General features: G+C 67.3%; 24 protein-coding genes. 12 read left to right on the top strand and 12 right to left on the bottom strand.

Annotated features, from left to right (window positions below; genetic code table 11):
* Nucleotides 1–21: 21 nt before the first annotated feature.
* The 4 genes from AC1DYU_RS11115 to AC1DYU_RS11130 form a co-directional block, all read right to left on the bottom strand.
* Nucleotides 22–1785 carry an ABC transporter permease subunit gene (locus AC1DYU_RS11115; protein ID WP_476791654.1) on the bottom strand — a complete coding sequence of 588 codons (1764 nt, stop codon included), beginning with the start codon at nt 1783–1785 and terminating at the stop codon, nt 22–24.
* Nucleotides 1782–2858, bottom strand: a complete 1077-nt coding sequence (locus tag AC1DYU_RS11120; RefSeq protein ID WP_476791655.1) for an ABC transporter ATP-binding protein — start codon at nt 2856–2858, stop codon at nt 1782–1784. Before AC1DYU_RS11120 ends, AC1DYU_RS11115 begins: the two co-directional genes overlap by 4 nt.
* Nucleotides 2859–2863: 5 nt before the next feature.
* Nucleotides 2864–3931 carry an ABC transporter substrate-binding protein gene (locus AC1DYU_RS11125; protein ID WP_476791656.1) on the bottom strand — a complete coding sequence of 356 codons (1068 nt, stop codon included), beginning with the start codon at nt 3929–3931 and terminating at the stop codon, nt 2864–2866.
* 89 nt (nt 3932–4020) lie between these two features.
* Entirely contained in the window at nt 4021–4794 is a 774-nt protein-coding gene (locus AC1DYU_RS11130; RefSeq protein WP_158485580.1) for an enoyl-CoA hydratase/isomerase family protein, read from the bottom strand.
* A 121-nt stretch (nt 4795–4915) separates the two neighbouring features.
* Here AC1DYU_RS11130 and AC1DYU_RS11135 point away from each other — a divergent pair, with 121 nt between their 5' ends.
* The 4 genes from AC1DYU_RS11135 to AC1DYU_RS11150 all read left to right on the top strand — a co-directional run bounded on the left by AC1DYU_RS11135 (nt 4916) and on the right by AC1DYU_RS11150 (nt 8655).
* Nucleotides 4916–5740: an IclR family transcriptional regulator gene (locus AC1DYU_RS11135; protein ID WP_476791657.1), complete on the top strand. Its 825-nt coding sequence runs from the start codon at nt 4916–4918 to the stop codon at nt 5738–5740.
* Between the two features lie 92 nt (nt 5741–5832).
* Entirely contained in the window at nt 5833–6147 is a 315-nt protein-coding gene (locus tag AC1DYU_RS11140) for a (2Fe-2S)-binding protein (protein WP_476791658.1), read from the top strand.
* Complete coding sequence (locus AC1DYU_RS11145; RefSeq protein ID WP_476791659.1) at nt 6140–7504, top strand: FAD/NAD(P)-dependent oxidoreductase; 1365 nt, start codon at nt 6140–6142, stop codon at nt 7502–7504. The genes AC1DYU_RS11140 and AC1DYU_RS11145 overlap by 8 nt, the downstream gene beginning before the upstream one ends.
* On the top strand, nt 7501–8655 hold the full coding sequence (locus tag AC1DYU_RS11150) for an NAD(P)/FAD-dependent oxidoreductase (protein WP_476791660.1): 1155 nt from the start codon (nt 7501–7503) through the stop codon (nt 8653–8655). Before AC1DYU_RS11145 ends, AC1DYU_RS11150 begins: the two co-directional genes overlap by 4 nt.
* Before the next feature lie 37 nt (nt 8656–8692).
* Here the strand turns inward: AC1DYU_RS11150 and AC1DYU_RS11155 are convergent, their stop codons facing one another.
* Complete coding sequence (locus AC1DYU_RS11155; protein ID WP_476791752.1) at nt 8693–9655, bottom strand: LysR family transcriptional regulator; 963 nt, start codon at nt 9653–9655, stop codon at nt 8693–8695.
* 42 nt (nt 9656–9697) lie between these two features.
* Between AC1DYU_RS11155 and AC1DYU_RS11160 the strand changes: the two genes are divergently transcribed.
* From AC1DYU_RS11160 to AC1DYU_RS11180, 5 genes are all read left to right on the top strand, one after another.
* Nucleotides 9698–10684, top strand: coding sequence for an MBL fold metallo-hydrolase (locus tag AC1DYU_RS11160; protein ID WP_476791661.1), 987 nt, complete (start codon nt 9698–9700; stop codon nt 10682–10684).
* Nucleotides 10685–10786: 102 nt separating this feature from the next.
* Nucleotides 10787–11026 carry a tautomerase family protein gene (locus AC1DYU_RS11165; protein ID WP_158485575.1) on the top strand — a complete coding sequence of 80 codons (240 nt, stop codon included), beginning with the start codon at nt 10787–10789 and terminating at the stop codon, nt 11024–11026.
* A gap of 218 nt (nt 11027–11244) precedes the next feature.
* Complete coding sequence (locus AC1DYU_RS11170) at nt 11245–11595, top strand: c-type cytochrome (RefSeq protein WP_476791662.1); 351 nt, start codon at nt 11245–11247, stop codon at nt 11593–11595.
* Between the two features lie 19 nt (nt 11596–11614).
* On the top strand, nt 11615–12892 hold the full coding sequence (locus tag AC1DYU_RS11175) for an FCSD flavin-binding domain-containing protein (protein WP_476791663.1): 1278 nt from the start codon (nt 11615–11617) through the stop codon (nt 12890–12892).
* 36 nt (nt 12893–12928) lie between these two features.
* Entirely contained in the window at nt 12929–13321 is a 393-nt protein-coding gene (locus AC1DYU_RS11180) for a c-type cytochrome (RefSeq protein WP_158485572.1), read from the top strand.
* A gap of 151 nt (nt 13322–13472) precedes the next feature.
* On the opposite strand, the gene soxA is transcribed toward AC1DYU_RS11180, so the two are convergent.
* The 6 genes from soxA to AC1DYU_RS11210 all read right to left on the bottom strand — a co-directional run bounded on the left by soxA (nt 13473) and on the right by AC1DYU_RS11210 (nt 18309).
* Complete coding sequence (soxA, locus tag AC1DYU_RS11185; protein ID WP_476791664.1) at nt 13473–14285, bottom strand: sulfur oxidation c-type cytochrome SoxA; 813 nt, start codon at nt 14283–14285, stop codon at nt 13473–13475.
* Nucleotides 14286–14386: 101 nt separating this feature from the next.
* The gene (locus AC1DYU_RS11190) at nt 14387–14710 is read right to left on the bottom strand and encodes a thiosulfate oxidation carrier complex protein SoxZ (protein ID WP_476791665.1); all 324 of its coding nucleotides are present in this window, start codon (nt 14708–14710) and stop codon (nt 14387–14389) included.
* Between the two features lie 10 nt (nt 14711–14720).
* Nucleotides 14721–15215, bottom strand: coding sequence for a thiosulfate oxidation carrier protein SoxY (locus tag AC1DYU_RS11195; RefSeq protein WP_158485569.1), 495 nt, complete (start codon nt 15213–15215; stop codon nt 14721–14723).
* Nucleotides 15178–15612, bottom strand: a complete 435-nt coding sequence (gene soxX, locus AC1DYU_RS11200) for a sulfur oxidation c-type cytochrome SoxX (RefSeq protein ID WP_476791753.1) — start codon at nt 15610–15612, stop codon at nt 15178–15180. Before soxX ends, AC1DYU_RS11195 begins: the two co-directional genes overlap by 38 nt.
* A 17-nt stretch (nt 15613–15629) precedes the next feature.
* Nucleotides 15630–17828 carry a xanthine dehydrogenase family protein molybdopterin-binding subunit gene (locus tag AC1DYU_RS11205; RefSeq protein WP_476791666.1) on the bottom strand — a complete coding sequence of 733 codons (2199 nt, stop codon included), beginning with the start codon at nt 17826–17828 and terminating at the stop codon, nt 15630–15632.
* A gap of 13 nt (nt 17829–17841) precedes the next feature.
* Nucleotides 17842–18309, bottom strand: coding sequence for a (2Fe-2S)-binding protein (locus AC1DYU_RS11210; RefSeq protein ID WP_158485567.1), 468 nt, complete (start codon nt 18307–18309; stop codon nt 17842–17844).
* A 449-nt stretch (nt 18310–18758) separates the two neighbouring features.
* On the opposite strand from AC1DYU_RS11210, the gene AC1DYU_RS11215 reads away from it, so the two are divergent.
* From AC1DYU_RS11215 to AC1DYU_RS11225, 3 genes are read left to right on the top strand one after another with little or no spacing between them, the layout of a single operon-like run.
* Nucleotides 18759–19814 carry an ABC transporter ATP-binding protein gene (locus tag AC1DYU_RS11215; protein ID WP_476791754.1) on the top strand — a complete coding sequence of 352 codons (1056 nt, stop codon included), beginning with the start codon at nt 18759–18761 and terminating at the stop codon, nt 19812–19814.
* Nucleotides 19811–20800: an ABC transporter ATP-binding protein gene (locus AC1DYU_RS11220; protein ID WP_476791667.1), complete on the top strand. Its 990-nt coding sequence runs from the start codon at nt 19811–19813 to the stop codon at nt 20798–20800. The genes AC1DYU_RS11215 and AC1DYU_RS11220 overlap by 4 nt, the downstream gene beginning before the upstream one ends.
* 30 nt (nt 20801–20830) lie before the next feature.
* A complete protein-coding gene (locus AC1DYU_RS11225) occupies nt 20831–22306 on the top strand; it encodes an alkaline phosphatase family protein (protein WP_476791668.1) in 1476 nt (491 codons plus the stop codon).
* A gap of 721 nt (nt 22307–23027) precedes the next feature.
* Here AC1DYU_RS11225 and AC1DYU_RS11230 read toward each other — a convergent pair.
* A complete protein-coding gene (locus tag AC1DYU_RS11230) occupies nt 23028–24587 on the bottom strand; it encodes an ABC transporter substrate-binding protein (protein ID WP_476791669.1) in 1560 nt (519 codons plus the stop codon).
* Between the last annotated feature and the right edge of the window lie 26 nt (nt 24588–24613).

The following is a 24613-nucleotide window of genomic DNA, read 5'->3' on the forward strand; positions in this document are numbered from 1 at the left end:
GGTCGGTCGTTGGACTCGCGTTCAGGACGAGGAGGATGAGCGGAAACGCTCGGCGACCAGCAGCATCAGCGTCACCACGATGAAGACGACGACGGAGACCGCCGCCAGCGTCGGGTTGAGCTGCAGGATCATGTCGTCCCACATCTGCTTCGGCAAAGTGGTCTTGACGCCGCCGCTGACGAAGATCGCGATGGAGAGTTCGTCGAAGGAGGTGATGAAGGCGAACAGGAAGGCGGCGACGAGGCCGCCCTTAACCAGCGGAACCGTGACGCCCGTGAGCGTCCGCAGCCGGTTGGCGCCGAGCGTCGCGGCTGCCTGATCCAGTCTTTGGTCATAGCCCTTCAGGACCGCCGCCATCGTCACCAGCGTGAAGGGGATGGCGAGCACGGTGTGGCCGATGACGAGGCCGAGATCGGTGGCGACCAGCCCGATCCGCGCGAAGAGGTAAAACAGCCCGACCGCGATGATGATGCGCGGCACGATCATCGGCGCGAGGAAGAAGGCGAAGATCAGCCCGCTCCAGCGCGTGCGGCTGTTGGCCAGGGCAAGCGCCGTGAAGCCGCCGATGGCGGTCGCCGCGATCGCGGTCGCGAAAGCGACGAGGAAGGACCGGATGGTCGCCTGGATCCAGAGCGGGGATTCGAAATAGGTCCTGAACCAGGACAACCCGTAGCCCGGCGGCGGGAATTCGAGGAATTGCGAGGAGGTGAAGGCGAGCGGGATGACGAGCAGCGTCGGCAGCACCAGGAAGGCGATGATGAGCCAGCAAAAACCGGGCAGCAGCATCGCGCAAACGCGCTTGCCGAGCAGGGCTCGCGCCAGTGTCGCGAGATGGCCTGCGAGGGTGGCGACAGCAGTCAGGATCGCCAGGCCGAGGTCGCGGATGCGGCCGGTGCCGACCTGTGCCGAGCCGCCGGCGATGGTCGAGAGCCCGAAGAGGCGGTCGTAGATCACGCAGGAGACCAGTGCGGCCACCAGCATCATCGCCGACAGCGCGCCGGCGAACGACCAGTTCAGCAGCTCCTGGACCTGGGTGATGATGAGTTGCGCCAGCATCGTCTCGCGGCGCCCTCCCAGGAAGGCCGGCACGATGAAGAAGCCGAGCGAGGAGATGAAGACCAGCAGGCCTGCCGCCGCGACGCCCGGCAGGGAGAGCTTGAAGTAGATCAACCAGAAGGCATGCGCCGGCGAGGCTCCGAGCGTCTGTGCCGCCTGGACGAGCCTGCGGTCGATCCCGGCCATCACCGGCAGCATCGTCATCACCGCGAGCGGGACCATGGCGTGGACCATGCCGACCATGACGCCGAACTCGTTGTGCAAAAGCGGCAGCGGCTGATCGACGAGGCCGGACCCCGTCGCCAGCGAGTTGATGATGCCGCTGCGGCCGAGCAGGATCATCCAAGCGAAGGTCTTGACGAGATAGCTCGTCCAGAACGGCACCATGACGAAAAGCAGCATGCGGCCGCGGTACATGTCGGGCAGGCGCGACAACCAATAGGCCAGCGGATAGCCGATCAGCAGCGAATAGAGCGCGGTGTAGCCGGCGATGCGGAAGGTGATGCCGAGCACGCGCAGATAGACGTCGGTCGCAGCGATCCGCTCATAGGTCGCGATCGAGGCCTTGCCGCTGTCGGGATCGAACAGGCTCAGGCCCAGGAGCTGCGCGACCGGCCAGACGAAGAACACGGCCAGGAAGAGCAGGCCGGGCACGGCAAGCCAGAGTGCTCCGAAGCGGAAGCCGCCTGCCCTTCGCGCGGTTACACCTGATGTCGCGACCACGCTCATGCGACAAGGACCGCCCGCTCGCGGGCCCAGCCGGCAACGATCGTCTCTCCGATGGCGGGGACCGCGTCGTCGGGACCGAGCCGCAGCACGAGCTGGGCGCCGTCGGCGAGGGTCGCGATCACGCGAGTCTCGGAACCGGCATAGACGATCTCGCCGACGCTGCCCGTGACGGCATTGCTTTCGCCTGAGCCCAGCCGCAGATGTTCGGGGCGGATGACGAGCGCCGGCTCGGCGCAGGGGCTCTGTACGCCCAGCGGCAGGGCAAAGCGGCCATGGGCGGTCTCGAGCGAACCATTGGCGTTCCAGCGGCCGCGGAAGATGTTGGAAATGCCGATGAAATCGGCCGCGAAGGCGGTGCGGGGCCGCTCGTAGATTTCACGCGGCGTGCCGAGCTGTTCGATCCTGGCGTGGTTCATCAGGCAGATCCGGTCGGACAGCGCCAGCGCCTCCTCCTGGTCATGCGTGACATAGACGATGGTGGCGCCGCTCTCGCGGTGCAGCCGCTTGATCTCGATCTGCATGTGCTCGCGCAGCTTCTTGTCGAGGGCGCCGAGCGGTTCGTCCATCAGGATGATCGAGGGCTGGTAGACGAAGCAGCGTGCGAGCGCGACGCGCTGCTGCTGGCCGCCGGAGAGCTCGCGCGGAAAGCGCTTAGCGAGATGGCCGAGATGAACCATCGCCAGCGTGTCTGCGACACGCCTGGCGATCTCGGATGCCGGGCGGCCGCGCATCTTCAGCGGGAAGGCGATGTTCTCGGTGACGGTGAGATGCGGAAACAATGCGTAGTGCTGGAAGACGAGGCCGATATCGCGCTGGTGGACCGGCATGCGCGACTGGTCGCGCCCGTCGATCACCACCCTGCCCTCGCTCGCATCGACGAGGCCGCAGATCAGCTGCAGCAGCGTCGTCTTGCCGGAGCCCGAAGGCCCCAACAAGGTCAGGAACTCGCCCTCGGCGACGCTGAGCGAACTCGGCTCAAGGGCGGTGGTCGCGCCATAGCGCTTGCACAGGCCTTCGATGACGAGCTTCGCCTGCATCGGCTTTGCGTCGGGCTTTGCCGCGGTCGTCGTCATGGCTGTCAGGTCAGCAGCCAGGCGTTGAAGCGCTCGCTGACCTTGGCGCGGTTGGCGCTCCACCAAGCTTCGTCGGCGATCGCCATCTGCTTCAGGTTCTCCGGCGAGGTCGGCAGAACCTTGGCGCGTTCGGCGGGAATCGTCTGGTACGCGTCGAGATTGGTCGGGCCATAGGCCAGGATCTCGGTGAAGAGCGCCTGCGCCTTCGGGTCCGAGCAGAAACGCACGAACTGGCGCGCGACATCGGCCTTCGGTCCGCCCTTCGGAAGGCCCCAGCCCTCGATCGAATAGAGGCCCTGGTTCCAGACGATCCTGGCCGGGGTGCCGCCGTCGATCGCCGCCTGCAGGCGGGCGTTCCAGCCCGGCAGCATGTCGACCTCGCCGCTCTGGAGCAGCTGCGTCGACTGGGCGCCGCCAGTCCACCAGACCGCGACATGCGGCTTGATCTTGTCGAGCACCTTGAAGGCACGGTCGACGTCGAGCGGATAGAGCTTGTCGAGCGGCACGCCATCGGCGAGCAACGCCTGCTCGATGGTGTCGATCGGGTTCTTGCGCAGCGCGCGGCGGCCCGGGAACTTCTCGACATTGAAGAAATCGGCCCAGCTCGCAGGCGCATTCTTCACGCGGTCGGTGCGGTAGGCGAAGACGGTCGAATAGACGTCCGTGCCCATATAGAGAGGCGAGATCGCCTCCGGCATCAGCTTGGGCACGTCGGCATGCGTGAAGCCGATCGGGTCGAGCAAGCCCTGGCCGGCGAGGATGTCGCGGGCCGAGAGCGTCAGCGTGCAGACGTCCCAGGTATAGGATTTGGTCTCGACCATCGCCTTGAACTGCGCCGTCGGCTCGGCCTCGCGCGCGACATTGACGACCTTGTTGCCGGTCGCCTTCTCGAAGGGATCGTAGAAGGCCTTGCGGAAGGCCGGGCCGAAGGGCCCGCCGGGGTCAGCGACGATGATCTGGGTCGCCGCCTGTGCGGTTCCCGCGAGATAAGGCGCCGCGAGGACGCCGGCTGCGGCTCCACCCGCCAGCTGCAGCAGTGCGCGTCGTGTCGGTCTGGTCGTCGTGGTGGTCATCGTCATCTCCCTTTCAAGCGGTTTTCCGCATTTCCCCGTGGGTGATAAGATCGTCAGATGCGTCTTCCCGTCAGGCGCTCTTGGTCCCGTCAGGCGCTCTTGCGCGCCGCGCGAACGGCCAGGAACTGCTCCATCATCCGGGCCGGCTCGCCGGTGGCGTAGGCTTCGCGCTGGTTGCGGATGCCGGCCTTGAGGCACTCGCGGAAGCTGTCCTCGGTGACCTCGCGGAAGCGGGCCTTGTTGAGACGCATCGCGACGGGTGGCTTGCCGGCGAGTTCGGTGGCGAGCGTCAGCGCGGCCTCCATCACCTTCTCCTTCGCCACGATCCGGTTGATCAGGCCGATCCGGAAGCACTCGTCGGCATCCATCATCCGCCCGGTCAGGGTCAGGTCGATGGTGCGGGCGATGCCGATCATCTCGCGCATGATCCAGGGGCCGGTCACCGAGGCGATGCCGGAATTGATCTCCGGCTGGCCCATGGTGACGCCCTCATGGCCGATGCGCAGGTCGCAGAGCAGCGAAACCTGGAAAGCAGACCCCGCCGCCACGCCGTTCAACGCCGCAATGATCGGCTTCGAGAGCGAACGCAGCCGGTCATAGAGGCGCTCCCACTCGCCCATCCACTCCTCGGCCCTGTCGGCGTCGAAGGTCTTGGTCTCGTTGAGATCCTGCCCCGCGCCGAAGGCGCGCTCGCCGGCGCCCGTCAGGATGATGGCGCGCACCGCCTCATTGCCCTCCAGCTCGTCGAGCGCCTCGACCAGGCGGGCGCGCATCGGCGCGTTCCAGGCGTTGAGGACCTGCGGCCGATTGAGGGTGAGGATGCCGACAGCGCCACGCACCTCGACCAGAACAGAGTCCTTCATGCCGCTCTCCGATGAGTATTTATTGGTATGCGATAACTTCTATTGAATATTCTGCGCGAATGCCTCACCTTGTCAAGGCCGTTGGCCGCAGCCATTGATCGAGCCAGGAGAACCGGCCCCGATGACGACGACCGAAGCGACACAGAGCAGCCGCAAGACGGCGGCGGCCCCGGCCGATCAGGCCGGGCGCAAGAACGATGCGCTGATGGTCAATTCGGTCGAGAAGGCGTTCCGGGTGCTGTCCGCCTTCGGCCGTCAGCATCAGACGCTCAACCTGTCGCAGGTCGCCTCCGAGACGGGGATGGATGTCAGCGCCGCTCAGCGCTTCACCCACACGCTGACCAAGCTCGGCTATCTGCGCAAGGATGCCCAGACCAAGCGCTTCGAGCTGACCGCGAAGACGCTCGATCTCGGCTACCATTTCGTGCGCAGCAGCCGCCTGCTCGACCGGGCGATGCCCTATCTCATGCACCTCAGCAAGGAGACGGAGGAGACGGTCAACCTCACCGTGCGCGAGGGACCGGAGATCATCTTCGTCTCGCGCTTCCTCAGCCGCCATGTGCTGAACACCGACGTCATCATCGGCACGCGGATGCCGGCCTATGCCACGGCGCCGGGCATCGCCATGCTGTCGCGGCTGCCGGAGGACGAGGCGATGGCGATCATCGACGCGTCCGATCTCAAGGCCCACACGCCCTCGACGACGTGGCAACGCGACGTCCTGCGCGAGAAGCTGCGCCAGACCGCGGCGCAGGGTTACGCCACCGCCTTCGAGGAAGTCTATCTCGGCGACGCCTCGATCGCGGCGGTGATCGTCGATCATCACGGCCGCCCGGAGGCCGCCGTGAACATCGCCACCTCGACCTCGCGCTACAGCCATGCCGAGGTCGTCTCGCGGTTTTCCTCGCTGGTCATCGCCGCCGCGCACGCCATCTCGCGGGTCTGAGCCGCAAGCCAGGAGGCGCTTGACAGCGCGACGCCCGCCTTATCAATATTCGCGAACTCTTATCGCATTGAGATAAATACCGAGTTCCCGACATGGACGCTCCGAAGGCCCAGTTCCGCCGCGTCGCAATTCGCGCCGGACAGCCAGCGACGCTCAGCTTCGAAGGCACGGTCATCCGGGCGACCATCGGCGACAGCGTGCTCGCGGCACTGCTCGAGAGCGGAGCCCTGATCCGCCGGCTGGAATTCGGGGCTGAACCGCGTGCCGGCTTCTGCCTGATGGGCGCCTGCCAGGATTGCTGGGTCTGGAGTGCGGAAGGCGGCAGGCTCAGGGCCTGCACCGCGCCGGTCGCCGACGGGATGACCCTGTTTGCCGACCCGCGGCCGATGGCCGGTGGCCATGGCTGACATCGTCATCATCGGTGCCGGCCCGGCCGGCATCAGCGCAGCCGAGGTGCTCTGCGCCAAGGGGTTGAGGCCCGTCCTGATCGACGAGAGCGCGCAGGCGGGCGGACAAGGCTATCGGCGCCCGGCCGACGATCTTGCGCTCGACATGAACAGGCTGATGGGCTCGGAGGCCGGGAAATACACGGCGTTGCATCGCCGTTTTGAGATGTTGCGGCCGAAGATCGACTATCGGCCGCGCACGCTGGTCTGGGCTATCGACGGCAACCAGCTGCACCTGCTGCGGGATGGGCAAGCCCAGACACTCGATTTCGACAAGCTGCTGATCGCCAGCGGCGCGATGGACCGGGTCGCGCCCCTGACCGGCTGGACCTTGCCCGGTGTGTTCACGCTCGGCGGAGCGCAGGTCGCGCTGAAGGATCAGGGTTGCCTGATCGGAAGCCGCGTCGCCTTCCTGGGTTCCTCGCCCCTGCTGGCGCTCGCCGCGAAGCAGTATCGCGACATGGGTGCGGAGATCGCAGTCATCGCCGATACGACGCCGTTGGCCGCCAAGGTCGCCGCGCTGCCGGCGCTGCTGCGGGCTCCGCGGACGCTCCGGCGGGGCATCTGGTACATGGCCGCGTCGCTGCGCGCGGGCACGCCGATGCTGCACGGCGTAACCCCTGTCGCCGTCGAGGGTGAGAACCGGGTCGAGGCTCTGGTGCTGCGCGATAAGCGCGGCCGTGAACACCGCTTCGCTTGCGACGCGGTCGCGCTCGGATACGGCCTGAAGCCGGAGACGCAACTCGCCGACCTCGCGCGGGCGGAGTTCGCCTACGACCCCGGCTTCAGGCTGCATCTGCCGAAGATCGACGGCCTGGGGCGTGCCCGGCCCGGTCTCTATCTCGCCGGGGATGGCGTGCGGATCGGTGGCGCCGACGCCGCCGAAGCGAGCGGTGCGCTGGCCGCCCACGCGATCCTTTCCGATCTCAGCCACCCGCAGGATATCGAGGTGGTGAGGCGGCTGGCGCGGAGGGTGAAGCGTCTGCGCAATTTTCAACGCGGGCTGGCGCGTGCTTTCGCCTGGCCGACCGCGCAGATCGCCGCCCTGTCCGATTCCGTGACGCTGTGCCGCTGCGAGAATGTGACGGTCGGCGCGGTGCGGGCTGAGATGTGCCGGGAATTCGGCCCGATCGAGGTCAACCGGGTCAAGGCGATGACGCGCTGCGGAATGGGCCGCTGCCAGGGCCGTGTCTGCGGCCCCGCCTTGCAGGAGATCGTGGCCGCAGAGGCGGGACAGGACGGTGCCCTTGCCGGCCGGCTGCGCGGTCAGGCCCCGATCAAGCCGATCGCACTTGCGGCCGCCGGAGATCCGGCATGAGCGACCGCACGAGCGATGTCGCGATCATCGGCGGCGGGCTGATCGGCGCCTGGACCGCCTTCTTCCTGGCGCGGCGCGGCCAACGCGTCACCTTGCTCGAAAAAGGCGTGGTCGGCGCGCAGTCGAGCGGCGTGAACTTCGGAAACCTTCGGCTCCAGGGCCGCTTTCCCGGCCAGTACCCGTTGTCTTTGCGATCCCAGGCGCTGTGGGAGGATTTCGACGCGCTGATCGGCGAGGATTGCGAGTTCGAGCAGTCCGGCCATCTCTATCTCGCCTATGATGCAGAGGAGCACGCCAAGCTTGAGGGCTATGCCGAGGTTTCCGAGTCTTATGGGCTCAGGATCGAGCGCCTCGGCCCGGCCGATCTCAGGCGGCGCTGGCTCTGGCTCGGCGAACGCGCTGTCGCCGCCACCTTCTCCGCCCGCGACGCCACGGCCAATCCGCGCCTCGCCACGCCTGCCATCATGCGCGCAGCGGCAAGGAATGGCGCCATCATCCGCGAAAACACATGCGTCACGGGCGCAGAGCGCCGCGGCGATGGCTTCGTCCTTTCTCTGGCGGACGGCGCGACACTGAGTTGCGGCGCCCTCGTCAACAGCGCCGGAGCCTGGGCGTTGGAGATCGCCGAGCGTTTCGGCGAGACGGCGCCGGTCTTCCCCGCCGGCCCGCCCCAGTTCGTGACCGAGCCGTTTCCCTATATGATCGCACCCTCGGTGCAGGCCATCGACGGCTCGGTGATCTTCCGGCAGATCCCGCGCGGGAACATCATCCTGGCCGGCTATCCGCGTACGGCGGCCGATCCCGTCGCGAACCGGGCGCCGGTGCCTCCGGCCAAGACGCTCGCGGCGATGAGGGCGCTGGCACGGGTCGCGCCGATGCTCGCGCATTGCCACGTCATCCGCGTCTGGTCCGGCATCGAGGCCTATCTGCCCGACATGATTCCGGTGATCGGGCCGAGCGAGACGACGCCCGGCCTGTTCCACGCCTTCGGCTTCTGCGGCCACGGCTTCCAGATCGGCCCCGGCGTGGGCCTGTGCCTCAGCGAGATGATCATCGACGGCGCGACGCCGACGCCGCTGGACCCATTTTCCATCGGCCGCTTCCGTCAGTCGGCCACCGTCAGCGAGAAATTCCGCAAGGAGTTCGATTGACGGATCAGGCACCGATCTGGAGCGCCATGCGCCATGGCTATGCCACGGAATGGGACCTGACATGATCAAGAAACGCACGCATGGCAGCGCTCGGGTGCCGGCGGTTGGGATAGTAGAGGTACCAGCTCGGCAGCTTGCGGCTCCAGTCGGGCATCAGCTCGATTAATCGGCCATCCTTCAAAAACGGCCTGGCATAGTCATCGAAGACGTGGGCGATCCCCTGCCCCGCCAGCGCAGCCTGAAGCTCCTGATGCGCCGAGCCCAGCGTGAGCCGCGCCTGGGGCACGATCTCCAACGCCTCCCCCTCCTTCTCGAACTCCCAGGAGGCGATCGTTCCGCCGGGAAAACGGCGGCCTATACAGTCATGCGCGATCAGCTCCTGCGGACAGGAGGGTCTTTCCCGCGTCTTGAGATAGGCCGGCGAGCACACGATCACATATCGCAATGCCGGCCCGAGCGCTGTGGCGATCATGTCCTGCGCCAATTGCCGCCCGAAGCGGACGCCGGCATCGAAGCCCTGCTCGACGATATCGACCAGCGCGCCGTCACTGACGAGTTCGACCTTCACGTCGGGATAGAGACGCATGAAATCGAACACGAGGGGACATAGGACATGATCCACCGCCGGGGCCGGGGCGTTGATCCGGATCAGGCCCGAAGGTGTGTCCCGGAGCAGATCGAGATCGCCGAGCGCGTCGTGAATGTCCCGAAGGGCCGGTCCAAGTCGCTGGAGAAGGCGTGCGCCCGCCTCGGTCGGCGCCACGCTTCGCGTCGTTCGGTTCAGAAGCCGGATTCCCAACGCCTCTTCCAGGGAGGCCACCGTCTGGCTCAACGCGGATGACGAAACCTGCCTCTCCCTGGCTGCAGCACGGAAGCCGCCGCAGCGGACGATCGCAGCAAAGGCCTCCAGGCTGTCGAGGCGAACAGCGCTCATTGCAAAGCATGCCTTATCAAGCTGATCGGATCTGCAAGTCTTATCTGCGCGCTGAGCCGCTGTCATCTTGGCTGGACGAAACCGGACCAGCTGACGGGAACGCACGACATGAGCCGCCTGACCATCAACCGCCGTACGATCATGCTGTCTGCTGCAACGGCGGGAGCCGGCCTCGCGCCAGCCTTCGGCACAGGCAGAGCCGTTGACCAGCCGGTCGTGCGTCCCCCAGGCAATGCCGGCGTCTATCAGTTCCGCATCGGCGACATTCACGCGACAGTACTCAGCGACGGGGTCATCGGAGGGCCGCCCCGGATTTATGCAGGCGATGCCCCTGAGGTCGAACTCCAGACGGCGCTGCGACGCGCCTTCCTGCCAACCGATCATCTGACCCTGAACCTCAACACGCTCCTGCTTGAAGCAGGCGGCAGGCGGGTTCTGCTGGAAGCAGGCGCCGGCGACACGATGGGACCGAATGCCGGCAGGGTCTTCGCCAATCTCGCGACGATCGGCCTGAGCGCCAACGATATCGACGCCATCGTCATCTCTCACACCCACCCGGACCATGTCGGCAACCTGCGAACGGCCGATGGTGGCAAGGCGTTTCCGCGTGCGCAGGTGTTCGCTCCGAAGGCGGACTGGGATTTCTTCGTGAGCGGCGACCCCGACCTGTCCTACATGCCCGTGCCGGAGGATTTTCGGCGCCGTTTCGGCGCGGCCATCAAGCGCAGTGTCGAGCCGGTCGCCAGGGAGATCGAGCTCTACGAGCCCGGCGGGGAGATCCTGCCCGGCCTGACAGCCATCGCGGCTGCGGGCCATACCCCCGGCATGGTCGCTTTCCTGGTCCATTCGGGCGACGAGCAGCTGCTGCTGACAACCGACCTCGCCTACCATCCGGTCGTCAACATTGATCGGCCATGGCGACCCGGCCCGGACCGCGATCAGGAGGCCGCGCGGCAGATCCGTCGGCGCATCTTCGACCGGGCAGCAGCCGAGCAGATGCTGGTCCTGGGCTTCCACTACCCGTTTCCGGGCCTCGGCCGCATGCTGAAGATCGACAACGGCTATGCTTGGGTGCCCGCCAATTGGCGTTTCTGACGGTCCCGCCACTGCCGGCGAGGCGCTGACGCCTAGCCACCTCGACAGCCGCAGCGAGCCAGGCTCGCACTCTCAAAAACCTCGTCCCGAAAGGACAGCCGCATGCCATTCGTCAACATCAAGACGCCCGAAGCCGCGCTGAGCCGGGCTCAGAAGGAGCAGATCGCCCATCGGGTGACGGACTTGCTGGTCGAGTATTTCTCGGAAGCCGCGAGGCCACACACCATGGTGCTGATCGAGGAGGTCGCCGATGGCGGCTATGCTCGTGCCGATCGGGTTTTCGTCATCCCGGAGGCGTATCGGGCCAAGCCTGACCAAACCGCTCAGCTTGATGCTCCGTAGCCACTCTCAAACATTCCCGCGTGCCTCCCGACCAGCGCAGGGCTGACTGGATCTGCGGCGGCCGCCCTTGCTCGCGAACCTCTGACAGGATCGTGAAAGACGGAACCTGAGAACTCTTCCAAAAAGGAGTCCGGCTCCATCATCCCGCCTTGCCACTCTGCTGCTTTGCGCAGCGGAGGCCGGGCGACCGGTGGACGATGACGATGGGAGAGCCCGGTTTGGGCAGGCACAGGACGAGATGGCGGCATGCGCGACGTCCCGCAGGGTTTGCCCTGACGGGCGTCGCGGCTTTTCTGCTTGCCGCCGCGCCTGGCGAGGCCGCCGGGGACCGGGCGCTGGGCGAATATCTCGCCGCCGAATGCACCGGCTGCCACCAGCTCTCCGGCCGCGGCAGCGGCGGCATCCCGCCGATCATCGGCTGGCCGGAGGAGCAGTTCGTTGCCGCGCTCGACGCCTATGGCCGCAAGCAGCGCGACAACCCAACGATGCAGACCATCGCCGCAAGGCTGAGCCGCGACGAGATGACTGCGCTCGCCGCCTATTTCGGCGCTCTGGTGGCGAAGCCGTGAACGCGTGGAGGACAGGCCGATGAAACCGACGCGACGCGATTGGATGGCAGGCACCAGTGCCGTGCTCGCGGCGGGAACGCTGGCTGCGCCCGCCGTCCTCGGACAGGCGAAACCGCGCGTCGTGGTCGTCGGCGGCGGGCCGGGGGGTGCGACGGCGGCCAAGTATCTCGCGAAGGACAGTGCCGGCGCGATTGCGGTGACGCTGGTCGAGGAGAACGAGACCTACCAGACCTGCTTCCACTCCAATCTCTTCATCGGCGGCTTCAAGCGCTATGAGGAGATCGTCCATCGCTACGACGCTCTCGCCTCGACCCATGGCATCGCGCTCGTCCGCAGCCGCGCCACGCAGATCGACCGCGACCGCAAGGAGGTCGTGCTGAGCGATGGCCGGCGCCTGCCCTACGACCGGCTCGTGCTCTCGCCCGGCATCGACCTGAACTATGATTCCGTGCCGGGCTGGTCGAAAGAGGCCGAGGAGGCCATGCCGCATGGCTGGAAACCCGGACGGCAGACGCAACTGATCCGCGAGAAGCTCGACGCGGTGCCCGATGGCGGCACGATCGTGATGATCGCCCCGCCCAATCCCTATCGCTGCCCGCCCGGCCCCTATGAGCGTGCCTCGATGTTCGCGCATGTGCTGCAGCAGAGCGGCCGCAACAAGGCCCGCATCGTCATCCTCGATCCCAAGGAAAGCTTCTCCAAGCAAGGCGTGTTCATGCCCGACTGGGAGAAGCGCTATAGCGCCATGATCGAATGGCTCGGCCCCAAGGTGCATGACGGCATCACATCAGTCGATCCGAAGACAGGCACCGTCGTCACCGGCTTCGAGACCTATGAAAACTGCGCCTTCGTCAACGTGATCCCGGCGCAGATGGCCGGTGCGATCGCGCGCGATGCGGGCCTCGCCCCGGCCGGGGGATACTGCGCCATCGACCCGGCGACGATGAAGTCGGTGGTGGATTCCAACATCGTCGTGCTCGGCGATGCCTGCAATGCCGGCGACATGCCGAAATCGGCCTTCTCCGCCAACAACCAGGCCAAGGTCGCGGCGATGATCCTGCGCGGGGAGCTCGTCGGCGCCCAGACCTTCCCGGCGCGCTATCTCAACACCTGCTGGAGCCTGGTCGACACCGACGACGCGATCAAGGTCGGCGGCCGCTACGAGCCGAAGGACGGCCGCATTGCCGCGGTCGAGACCTTCATCTCGCAGCCGGGCGAAAGCGCCGAGATTCGCAGGCAGATCCAGGCCGAGAACATCGCCTGGTACGACGCCATCTGCGCCGACATGTTCACCTGACGGGCGCAAAACCTCCTGACCGACGAAGGAAAGACCATGAAAGCAATACTTGCCAGCGCCTCGATCCTTGCCGCAGCCCTGCTGCTTGGAACCTCCGCCCATGCTCAGGACGTTGCCGCCGGCGAGCGGTCCTTCAACAAGTGCCGCGCCTGCCATCAGCTCGGCGAAACCGCGAAGAACACGATCGGCCCGATGCTGAACGGATTGTTCGGCCGCCAGTCCGGCTCGATCGAGGGTTACAGCTACTCGCCCGCCAACAAGGCGGCCGGCCTGACCTGGGACGACGCGGTCTTCGCCGACTACATCAAGGACCCGAAGGCCAAGATGCCCGGCACCAAGATGATCTTCGCCGGCATCAAGAACGAGCAGGAGGTCAAGGACCTCACCGCCTATCTCAAGCAGTTCGACAAGGACGGCAAGAAGCTCTGAGGACAGCAGGATACGCACCGTCATCCTGGGCGACCGAAGGTCGTCCCGGGATCCATCGTAGAGCGTTGAGCCCTCCGATGGATCCCGGAGCTGCACGGCTGCGCCGCTTGTCCAGGATGACGCGGTGTTTCCGAACCAAGACGGGCTTGAGTTAACGCCGGATTCCCGGCGTCTCCACCGGCAGCCCTCTCGCCCGCCCGGCGAGAAAAAGCTCGAGCGCGAGATATTCCGGCGAGCCGTAGTCGAACTGCGTCGCGCGGACGCCGAGCGAGCAGGCGCGCAAGCGTCGGTGCAGCGAGCCGACATCGTTCCATTCGAGCCGATAGGCGGGGTAGCCGGTGCCGGCGCTATGGCTGATCGTGTCGCCGCGCAGCTTCTGGCCGACGAGGCCGTCATGGCATTGCTGGCAGGACAGGTTGAGCTGGCCCTGCCTGCGCTCGAAGAAGGCCCTGCCCGCCTCGTAATAGGGTTTTGCCGCGCCATCGGTCTTCACATCCATCGGCAGCCCGCGTGAAAGCGAGCCGAGATAGGCCGTCATCGCCAGAAGCTCGGGACTTTCATAGCCGAAGGCCGGCTGTCCCTGCCGCTCGACGCGGCATTGCTCGATCCGGCCTTCGAGGTTGAGCAGCTTGCCGCTGGCTGCATCGACCTGCGGATAATGCGTCGCGGCGCCGCGCAGACTCTGCTGCGGCTCGGCATGGCAGGAGGCGCAGGCCTGCCCCTCCGGCGACGGCTTGCGGCTGAACAACTCGCGACCTTGCTCGACCCAGAAGAAGGCGGGATTGCGGGTCTCGTCGGCCTGCTGGCGACGCATCTCGGGGGAGAGGAATTCGGTACCGGACTTGATGTCGGCGAAGGCGGGGCTGGGCTGGAGGACGAAGCATGCCAGCGCAAGGGCAAACCCGATTGCTCCACAAACACGCGAGTCATCCCGGACGTAGCGAAGCGGAAATCCGGGATCCATTCCGGGACCTTTCCGGGTAGGCGTTCCGGCATAGATTCCGGGTCTCCCATTGGTCGCCCGGGATGACTCGCGCACGATTAGAACCGGAAGCTCCATCGGCCTCACGTCACGGTCAGCCTTGCAGTCCGAGTGTAGGTCGCGCCGCCGTCCTCGCGCCATTCGAAGACGATGTCGCCGGTCGCAACCGCCCGCGTCGTGAAGGAGACGAAGGGGTTGGCGGAGACCCCGGTGTGCATGTCGAGACGAAATATCGGCTCGCCGGCATAGGTCGCGGTCAGACGGTTGAGGATCATGCGCGGCACGGTGCCGCCCTTGCCGTCGGACTGGCCGCCGCGATCCATCGGGTGGCGGGTCAACACCTTGATCTCGACGATCTCGCCGGCGCGGGCCTGGGCCGGCAGGGTGATGCGGGCGTTGAAGCTCATCGGGCTCTCCTCAGCCGCCGTCGATGCAGGCGCTCAGCGTCACGACGATGTCGGCATCGGCCATGACGAAGCCGCCGCCGCTCAGCGCCGCGACCGCTGTCACCGTCTGCGACTGCGACAGCCGCAAGGTGGTCGCGACTTCGGCGCGGCCAGCGCGGGGGCCGAGATGGAACCGCGCCATGTCCGGAAACGGGTTCTTCTCGGCGATCAGATGGATCCAGCGGACATGATCGGCCTCGGTCATCGCGCTCTCGACGAGAATGCGGGTGTCGACCGAATTGCCGTTCTCGACCAAAGCGGGGATGTCGAGCGTGATGCGGCCGCGCTCCGGCAGTGCGCCCTCGGTGATGCGCGCGATCAGCTGCGCGCGCTCGGGCGAGATGTCGGTGGCCGCGCGCGCAGGCAAGGTCGCGACCAGCAGGCCTGCCGCTGCGCCGGCGAGGACGCTGCGGCGGTCAGGGCCGGCTTCAGAACGTCTTGAGCGAGGCGAGATAACTGACGACATCCTCGATCTCCTGGGCCGAGAGGGCCGGCTTGCCCCGATAGGTTGGGGCGACATCATGCAGGTTTTCCGTCCGGAAATAGGGCGGCATCACCGTTTGCGGGTTGAGCACGGAGGCATCGACCAGCCGTAAGCGGATCTGGCCCGCATCGAGACGAGCCCCGACGCCAGCGAGCGGCGGCCCGATCGTGCCCTGGAAGGGCTCGGAGGCGTCCGTGCCCTGATGGCAGATCAGGCAGTTGCCGCGCTCGCGATCGCGCACCAGCGCCGCGCCCCGCGCCGAGTTGCCGGCAAGCCCGCCGAGGGTACGCGGAATGGCGTCGCCAACGACCGTGTAGGATTCGAGCGCCGAGGCGCCGCCGGATGCCAGCACGGCCCCGGCGAGCGCCAGACGCAACATCACTCCGGCCGTCGCTCTCACGCCTTCTTGAGATCGGCGTTCTTGATCGGCAGGTTGCGGATGCGCTTGCCGGTCGCGGCGAAGATCGCGTTCAGCACGGCCGGCGCCGCGACCGCGATCGTCGGCTCGCCGACACCGCCCCAGAAGCCGCCCGACGGCACCAGGACCGTCTCGACCGCCGGCATCGCCTCCAGCCGCATCACCTCATAGGTGTCGAAATTCTCCTGCTCGACACGGCCGTCCTTGATGGTGATCTCGCCATAAAGCGAAGCCGACAGGCCGTAGACGAAGGAGCCCTCGACCTGGCGCGCGATCTGCGCCGGGTTGACCGCATGGCCGGGGTCGGTCGCGGCAACGATACGGTGAATCTTGAGCTTGCCGTCAGCGCTGACCGAGACCTCGGCGACGGCCGCGACATAGGAGCCGAACCCCATGGTCTGGCAGATGCCGCGGAAGACGCCGGCCGGCAGCGGCTTGCCCCATTCCGCCTTCTCGGCCGCGGCATTGAGCACGGCGAGATGCTTGGGATGGTTCTTCATCAGGGCACGGCGGAACTCCAGCGGGTCCTTGCCCGCGGCATGCGCCAGTTCGTCCATGAAGGATTCGAGATAGATCGCGTTCTGGTTCAGGTTGACCCCGCGCCAGAAGCCGGGCGGCACATGCGGATTGCGCATGGCGTGGTCGATCAGCAGGTTGGGCACCGAATAGCCGATCGAGGCTTCCGGTCCCGGCGGGTTGAGGCCCTGGAAGACCACCGGATCGCGCCCGTTCTGGATGTTCTGCGGGAAGATGCCCGCGACGATCGACTGGCCGGAGATGCGCATGTGCAGCCCGGTCAGGTTGCCATCCTTGTCGAGGGCGCCGGTCAGCTTGCACTGCGTCAGCGGGTGGAAGCGGCCATGCAGCATGTCCTCCTCGCGCGACCAGATCAGCTTGACCGGTGTGCCGGGGATCTGCTTGGCGATAACGACGACCTGGCGGACCCAGTCGTGCACCGCGCCGCGCCGGCCGAAGCCGCCGCCGAGGTCGATCTTGTAAGCCTCGCATTTGGCGATCGGCAGGCCCGACGCCTCGGCTGCGGCGGCAAGCGCCGCCTCGCCGTTCTGCGTCGGCGTCCAGACCTCGCATTTCTCCGGCGTGTAGAGCGCCGTCGCGTTCATCGTCTCCATGCAGGCATGGTTCTGGAACGGATAGGAGTAGACGGCCTCGATGGTGCGGGCAGCACCGGCGATCGCCGCCTTGACGTCGCCATTCTGGTTGCCGACGACGGCGTTCGGGGCGTCGAGCCCTTCCTTAAGCCAGGCTGCCAGGCTTTCGCTGGACACCTTGGCATGCTCGCCCTCGTCCCAGACGATCGGCAGCGCATCGAGCGCCGTCTTGGCCTGCCACCAGGTGTCGGCGACGACGGTGACGGCGCTGTCACCGACCGGCAGCACATGCTTGACGCCCGGCATGGCCTTGATCGCGGCGGCGTCGAAGCTCTTCACCTTGCCACCGAAGACCGGACAGTCCTTGATCGCGGCGTTGAGCATGCCCGGCATCTTCAGGTCCATGCCGTAAATCTTGCTGCCGTTGGTCTTGTCGGCCGTGTCCAGGCGCGGCAGCGGCTTGCCGGCAATGATCCAGTCCTTCGGATCCTTGAGCGGGACATCCTTGGGCGCCTCGATCTTGGCGGCGGCGGCCGCGACCTGGCCGTAGCGCAGCGAGCGGCCCGAGGCCTTGTGCGTGATCACGCTCTTGTCGGCCGCGCATTCGGCGGCAGGCACCTTCCATTCATTCGCAGCCGCCTGAATCAGCATCATCCGCGCCGCCGCGCCGCCCTTGCGGACATACTCATGCGACTCGCGGATGCCGCGGCTGCCGCCGGTCGAGAAATTGCCCCAGACGCGGTTGCGCGCGACGCTCTGGCCCGGCGTCGGATATTCGGTCGTGACCTTGGTCCAGTCGCAGTTCAACTCCTCGGCGACGAGCTGGGCGAGGCCGGTCAGCGTGCCCTGCCCCATCTCGGAGCGGGCGATGCGGATCACCACCTTGTCGTCGGGATGGACCACGACCCAGGCGTTGATCTCGGGGACGGCGCCTTGCGCCTGGGCCTGGGCTTCGCTGCCGAAGGGGATCGTGAAGCCGAAGCTGAAGGCGCCGGCCGCGGCGGCCGAGCCTGCGAGCAGGCCGCGACGGGAGAGGCGGACGGAGGTCTTTTCGGTCGAGACGGTCATGATCGTTCTCCCTTCAACCGCGACCAAGGGTGCCGCCGGCGACGACGTCGAGGATCGCGGTCTTGACCCGCGCATAGGTGCCGCAACGGCAGATATTGGTGATCTCGGCGGCGATGTCGGCTTCGGTCGCCTTGGGGTTGGCCTGCAGCAGCGCGGCCGTGGCCATGATCATGCCGCTCTGGCAGAAGCCGCATTGCGGCACGTCGTGCTTGATCCAGGCCTGCTGGACCGGATGCTTGCCGTCAGGGGAAAGCCCCTCGATGGTGACGATCTTCTGCTCCGCCGTCACCGCATCGAGCGGCAGCGAGCAGGAGCGCGTTGCGACGCCGTCGATATGGACGGTACAGGCGCCGCATTGCGCGACGCCACAGCCATATTTCGTGCCGGTCAGGCCGATCTGTTCCCGGATGACCCAAAGCAGCGGCGTATCGCCGGCCGCTTCGACATCGAGCATCTTGCCGTTCACATTGAGCTTCGCCACCGTAAACCTCCCGGTTTCGATCAAGAAGGACAGCGAGAAAGCCAACGCGCCTCGCCGGAACCCCGGCCCGCTTGCGCAGCGTGCCGGTGGAATTTCATTGGAAGCAATTGAAACTCAGATGCGCCGAGGAGCCAACGGGCATCAGGAGCCGATCACGCTGCGTGATTGGCCGCGAGACCGATCATTTTCCCCGCTGGAACGGCCCGCAGCAGCCATTTTGGCTGGTTGATCAACCCATTCGCATTCCGATCGCTCCGGATGGGAACACCCACGACGCAGGGCGGACTCACAGCAACGTGATGGGTGGTGCACCAACGGCGGCGGCGTCCGCTTTCCTCGTCGTCCCGGCGCGCCCAAACGGCACGTCACAAGACGGTCATGGAGCGGCTTGTATGGCATTGCTCATGGCATCCTCTCCGGCTCACCATCAGGGCGGCCTCCTGCCGCGCATGCTCGCGCCCGAGGCTCACGCGAGCGCCGCGCCGCTGCTTGCCTTGCGGGATTTCACCGTCGCCTTCCGGGGCGAGAGCGGCCCCGTGCCGGTCGTGCGCGGCGTCGATTTGACGCTCGCTCGCGGCGAGGCCCTCGGCATTGTCGGCGAATCCGGCTGCGGCAAGAGCGTGACCTGGCTCGCGGCGCTGCGCCTGCTCGGCCGGGGCGCCGTGACCTCCGGGGAAGTGCTTCTGTCGGGGCAGGACATCACCCGGCTATCCGAGCGCGAGCTTGCCGGCATCCGCGGCGGCCGCATCGGCCTGATCTTCCAGGATCCGACCTCGTCGCTCAATCCGGTGCAGCGGATCGGGACGCAGCTCGGCGAGGTGCTGCGCCTGCATCGTGGCTTGCGGGGCAAGGCTGCGCGCACTGAAGCACTGCGCCTGCTCGACCGCGTCGGTATCGCCGATGCCGCCCGCCGGCTGGGACAATATCCGCATGAATTCTCCGGCGGCATGAACCAACGCGTCATGATCGCGCTGGCGCTCGCCGGCGAACCCGATGTGCTCGTCGCCGACGAGCCGACCACGGCACTCGACGCGACGATCCAGGCGCAGATCCTCGACCTGATCCGCGACATCCGCCGCGAGACCGGCATGGGGCTGGTGCTGATCTCGCACGACATCGGCGTCGTCGCCGATCTCTGCGACCGCGTCGCGGTGATGTATGCCGGCCGCATCGTCGAGACCGCCGCGACGCAGGATCTGCTGACGCGGCCGCGCCATCCCTATACGCGCGGCCTGCTCGCGGCCCTGCCCACGCTCGACGGTCCCCGCGTTAGACTGACGCCGATCCCCGGCACCGTGCCTTCCCCCGATGCGATGCCGCCCGGCTGCGCCTTCGCGCCGCGCTGCCCAATCGCGATCGAGACCTGCAGCGCCAAGATTCCGGCGCTCGTACTCGCGGCGCAGGACCAGCGGGCCGCCTGCCTGCGGCTCGGCGAGACGGTCACGCCGCCCGATCTGCCATTGGCCGCCCTTGCCGCGAACGCGCTCGCGGAGGCCAGCGCATGAACCCCCTGCTCAGCGTCGATGATCTCGCACGGCAATATCCGGTCGCGATGTCGGGCGGCCAGCGCCGGCTGCTGCATGCGGTGGACGGGGTCAGCTTCACGCTCGCGGCCGGCCGCACGCTCGGCATCGTCGGCGAATCCGGCTGCGGCAAGTCGACCGCCGCCAAGCTCGTGCTCGGCCTGCTGCCGGCGACGCGCGGACAGATCGCCTTCGAGGGCAAGCCTGTGACCGCGACGCGCGACCGGGCCTGGCGGGCCATGCGGCGCCGCATGCAGATGGTGCATCAGGACCCGCTGGCGGCGCTCGACCGGCGGCTTCCCGTCGGCGAGCAGGTGGTCGAGCCGCTGACGATCCATGGGCTGGAGGCCGGCCAGGACGCCCGCCAGCAGAAGGCGCTCGCCTTGTTCGAGGCCGTAGGCCTGCGGCCCGACCTGTTCCAGCGCTATCCGCATGAGCTCTCGGGCGGCCAGCGCCAGCGCGTCGTGCTGGCGCGCGCGCTGGTGCTCGGGCCAAGCCTGCTCGTCTGCGACGAGCCGATCTCGGCGCTCGACGTCTCGGTCGCGGCGCAAGTGATCAATCTGCTGCAGGATCTGCAGGCGCGCTTCGGCATGGCCTATCTCTTCATCAGCCACGATCTCAAGGTGGTACGGCAGATCGCCGACGAGGTCGCGGTGATGTATCTCGGCCGCATCGTCGAGCAGGGCCCGCCCGAGGCGCTGTTCCATGCCCCGGCCCATCCCTACACGGAGGCGTTGGTCTCGGCCGTGCCAACGCCGTTGCGCGGCACGCGCGAGCGCATCATCCTGCAGGGCGATCCGCCCAACCCCGTAGAGCGACCCGGCGGCTGCGCTTTCCATCCGCGCTGCCCGCGCGCCATCGCACACTGCCGGGAGGAGACGCCGGCCCTGCGGCGCGTGGCCGATGGCCGGCTCGCCGCCTGCCATCTCGTGCCCTCCGTCGCCGCTTCCGTCCCGGTCGCGGCCTGATTCAATCCTTCGCTATCGGAAGAGCCTGCCATGAGCCGCGACGACCAGACTTCAGCCGACCGCGTCATCGTCGCGGTATTCGACGGGCTGCGGCCCGATCTGGTGACGCCCGAGCTGACGCCCAACATCCTGCGGCTGGCTGCGCGCGGCACTTGGTTCCGGGAAGCGCGCAGCGTCTTCCCGTCCGTGACGCGCGTCGCGACGACCTCGATCGCGACCGGGGCGCCGCCCAGCGTGCATGGCATCGTCGGCAACGCCTTCTACCACCGTGCCGCCATGGCCGACCGCTTCTTCGACACCAGCGACCCCGGCCACATCCGCCAGGCGGAAACCCATCACGACGGGCGGCTCGTCGCGGTCGAGACGCTGGGCGACGTGCTTGCCAAGGCGGGCAAGCGGCTCGCCGTCGTGCATACCGGTTCCGCCGGCTCGGCGCATTTCATCAGCCCGCGCGCCCGCGCCAATGGCCACTGGACCTTCTCGATGCACGGCGCCGGGGCAACGCAGACGCCGGAGGCTGTGGAGACGGCGCTGGCCCTGATCGGCCCGCTGCCGGGGCGCGAACTGCCGCGCGTCGCCGAGGTGGCCTATGGCGGCCGGCTGATGACCGAGCACGTGCTGCCGGTGCTCGCTCCGGACGTGGCGCTGATCTGGTTCAACGAGCCCGACACGACCTTCCACTACAAGGGGCTCGGCTCCCCCGAGGCGACGGCCGGGCTGCAGGCGGCGGACCGCGCCTTCGGAGCGATCCTCGACTGGGTGGAAGTCCAGCCCGATGCCGACCGCATCGCGGTGATCGCGGCCTCCGACCATGGCCAGATCTCGACGGGCTCAATCGAGCCCCTGTTCGAGGCGGCGCGGCAAGGCGGATTCGATGTCGGGACCAGCAAGGCGATCGGCGACACGGCTTTCGTCGCGACCGGCGGCATCAGCGGCGAAATCCGCCTGCATCGAGGCGATGAGGCGGATATCGCGCGCATCGCGACCTGGCTGATGGAGCAGCCTTCGATCGGCCATGTCTTCTCGCGCGGCGGCAACGGCGTCGAGGGCGGGGTCGCCGGCACCTTGTCGCTTGGCCTGATGGGCAACGGCCATGCCGAGCGCCAGCCCGATTTGATGTTCATCCTCAAATCCTCGCTCGCCGCCGACCCCTACGGCCTGCCGGGGCTGGGCGCGATGACGCCGGGCGACGTGCCGCTTGGCGGCGGCATGCATGGCGGCATCAACCGCCACGAGCTCAACACCGTGCTGATCGTCGCCGATGGCGCGGGCAGCGCCGGGGCAAGCGTCTCGCAGGAGCCGGCCGGGATCATCGACATCACGCCGACGGTGCTCGGGCTTCTCGGGCTGGCGCCGGCTGCGAGCATGGTCGGCCGCGATCTCGGCCGCCCGGCCCGCGAGGAGCCACGCATCAGCCGGCACTCGGCCGGGGCCGGCAACTTCACCCAGCACGTCGACATGGTCGAGCAGGACGGGCGCCGGTTCATCCTGGGTGGCGGGCAGTGAGGGATTTTCCTCCTCCGCGAGGGGAGAAGGTGGCTCGGCGAAGCCGAGACGGATGAGGGGTCGCGCTGCGCTCGCCGCTTTTTGCCCACTGTAAAACCGATAAAGGTCGGCCCGACCCCTCATCCGGCGCTTCGCGCCACCTTCTCCCGCAAGGGGAGAAGGGAAGAGGGCGTCGGCGCGTCCCGTGAATCTTATCCCCGCCCGCTCAACCCAACCCTATCCTGCCCCCGCTCCGCCCGACCAAGGGGGCTGTCGCGAGGCGTCGTGCGGCCGGGTGGAGTGCGGTGTTCATGGAAGGGAGCTGTCGCGCGCTTTCGACCATGGAGGTGCCGTCGATCGTCAGGGCCGAAACTGGGCAGGCTCGAGCCCGTGCCGGGACGTAGGGACGACGAGGGACCCCCAGACAACCGCGTGCGGGACGAGGCGGCGGCTTTTGGCGCTGCTTCGACACGACATTCGACATCGGCACGCAGCCGTCGACTGCGGCGCCGCCTCGTCCCGCGCATCCCCTTGGATACGCATTCGCAGAACCCGAAACCCCGCGGCGCTCAGCCGGCCGGGGGTTTCGGTGCGGATTTACGGGAGCGACCCATCCGTCATGGTCGGGCTTGTCCCGACCATCCACGTCTTCCGCCGTCGAGCGCTGTGACCAAGACGTGGATGCTCGCCACGAGGGCGAGCATGACGGGGCGGGTTTTGCGCCGCCTCAACTCTTGGCGTCTCAGCTCTTCGCGAAGCTCAGATTATCCGGGCGCAAATCCATGAAATAGAAGGTCGTCGGGCGCCAGCCGATCGCCTTGCGGATCGCATAGGCCTCGCTCGGCTGGTAGAGGATCGTGGTCGGCACCTCGTCCTCGATGATGTCGAGCATCTGGGTGAACAGCGCCTTGCGCTTCACAGGGTCGGTCTCGGCTTCCAGCGCGGTGCCCGCCGCGTTGAAGGCAGAGGTCGAGGTCCAGAACTTCGAGACCTGCGCCTCGCCGGCCGGGCCCCATGCAACCCACATCGCGCCTAGCGGATCGGGCAGGCGCGTCGAGTTCGACCAGTTGAAGATCTGCACGCCGGGCCCGCGCATCTGGGCGGAGTTCTCGACCACCTGCAGCGAGGCGTTGATGCCGACGGCCTTCCACTGCTCGACCAGGACCTGCGCCGCCTCGAGCGCATTGGTGTAGTAGTTGGCCATGGTGCGGTAGACGATCGGCTCGCCCTTGTAGCCGGCTTCCTTGAGCAGCGCCTTCGCGCGGGCCTGGTCGAAGGGCAGCTTGCGACCCTCCACGAACATCTGGCCATATTCGGGGAAATTATGGCTTGGCGGCACCTGCGCGGTGCCCTGCCAGAGCGCGTCGACGAGTTGCTGGCGGTTGATCGAGCAGGCGAGCGCCTGGCGCACGCGCTTGTCGGCCAGCACCTTGTCCTGCTCGTTGAAGGCCAGCACATGGACGTTCGCCAGCACCACCGAGCGCACGTCGATGTCCTTGTAGGCGCCGACGACGCTCATCTGGTCGGGCGGGATGTTGGTGATCAGGTCGTAATCGCCGGCGACCAGCCCCGCGACGCGCGCCGCGAGTTCCGGCACACGCTTGAAGGTGACGCGCCTGGCGGTGGGCTTGCCCATGAAGTAGTCGTCGAAGGCCTCCAGCATGGTCGCCTCGGCGGCGGAATGGGAGACGACGCGGTAGGGACCGGTCGCGACGGGCTTGCGCGAATAGGCCTCGAAGCCCATCGCCTCATAGGCGCGCTTGTTGACGATCCAGGCGCACCAGGAAGCCAGGCGCTGCTCAAGCAGAACGTCGGCGACCTTGGTCCGGAAGCGGACGCTGTAGCGGTCGATCGGCTCGACTGAGGCGAGGATGCCGAAATAGGGCTTGCCGCCGGGGATCTGCGCCTTGTCGCCCCAGAGGCGGCCGTCGCGGAAGGTGTAGGCGACGTCCTCGGAGGTCAGCTCGTCGCCATTGTGGAACTTGACGCCCTGGCGCAGCGTAACGACGAGTTCCTGCGGCGAGACGCGCTCCCATTTCGTCGCCAGATGGGGTTTCAGCTCCGAGCCGCCGCCATCGGCGCTGCCGAGAAAATCGCGCCGGATCAGCGTGTCGAAGATCGAATAGGTGACGCGGGTGCCGACATTGGAGAGCTCGCGGGCCGGCTCCAGCGTGGCCGGCAGATCGGCGACCGCGACGGTGAAGTTGGGGCGGTTCTCGGCGGCAAGGGCCAGCGGAGCGCTCAGCAGGACCGGGGCGACGGCGGCGCTCTCCAGGAAGCGGCGGCGGGAAATGGTGAGCATAGCGATCCTCGAAAACGGCGTCGAGC

This window comes from Allobosea sp. P2_B12, from assembly GCF_056404835.1.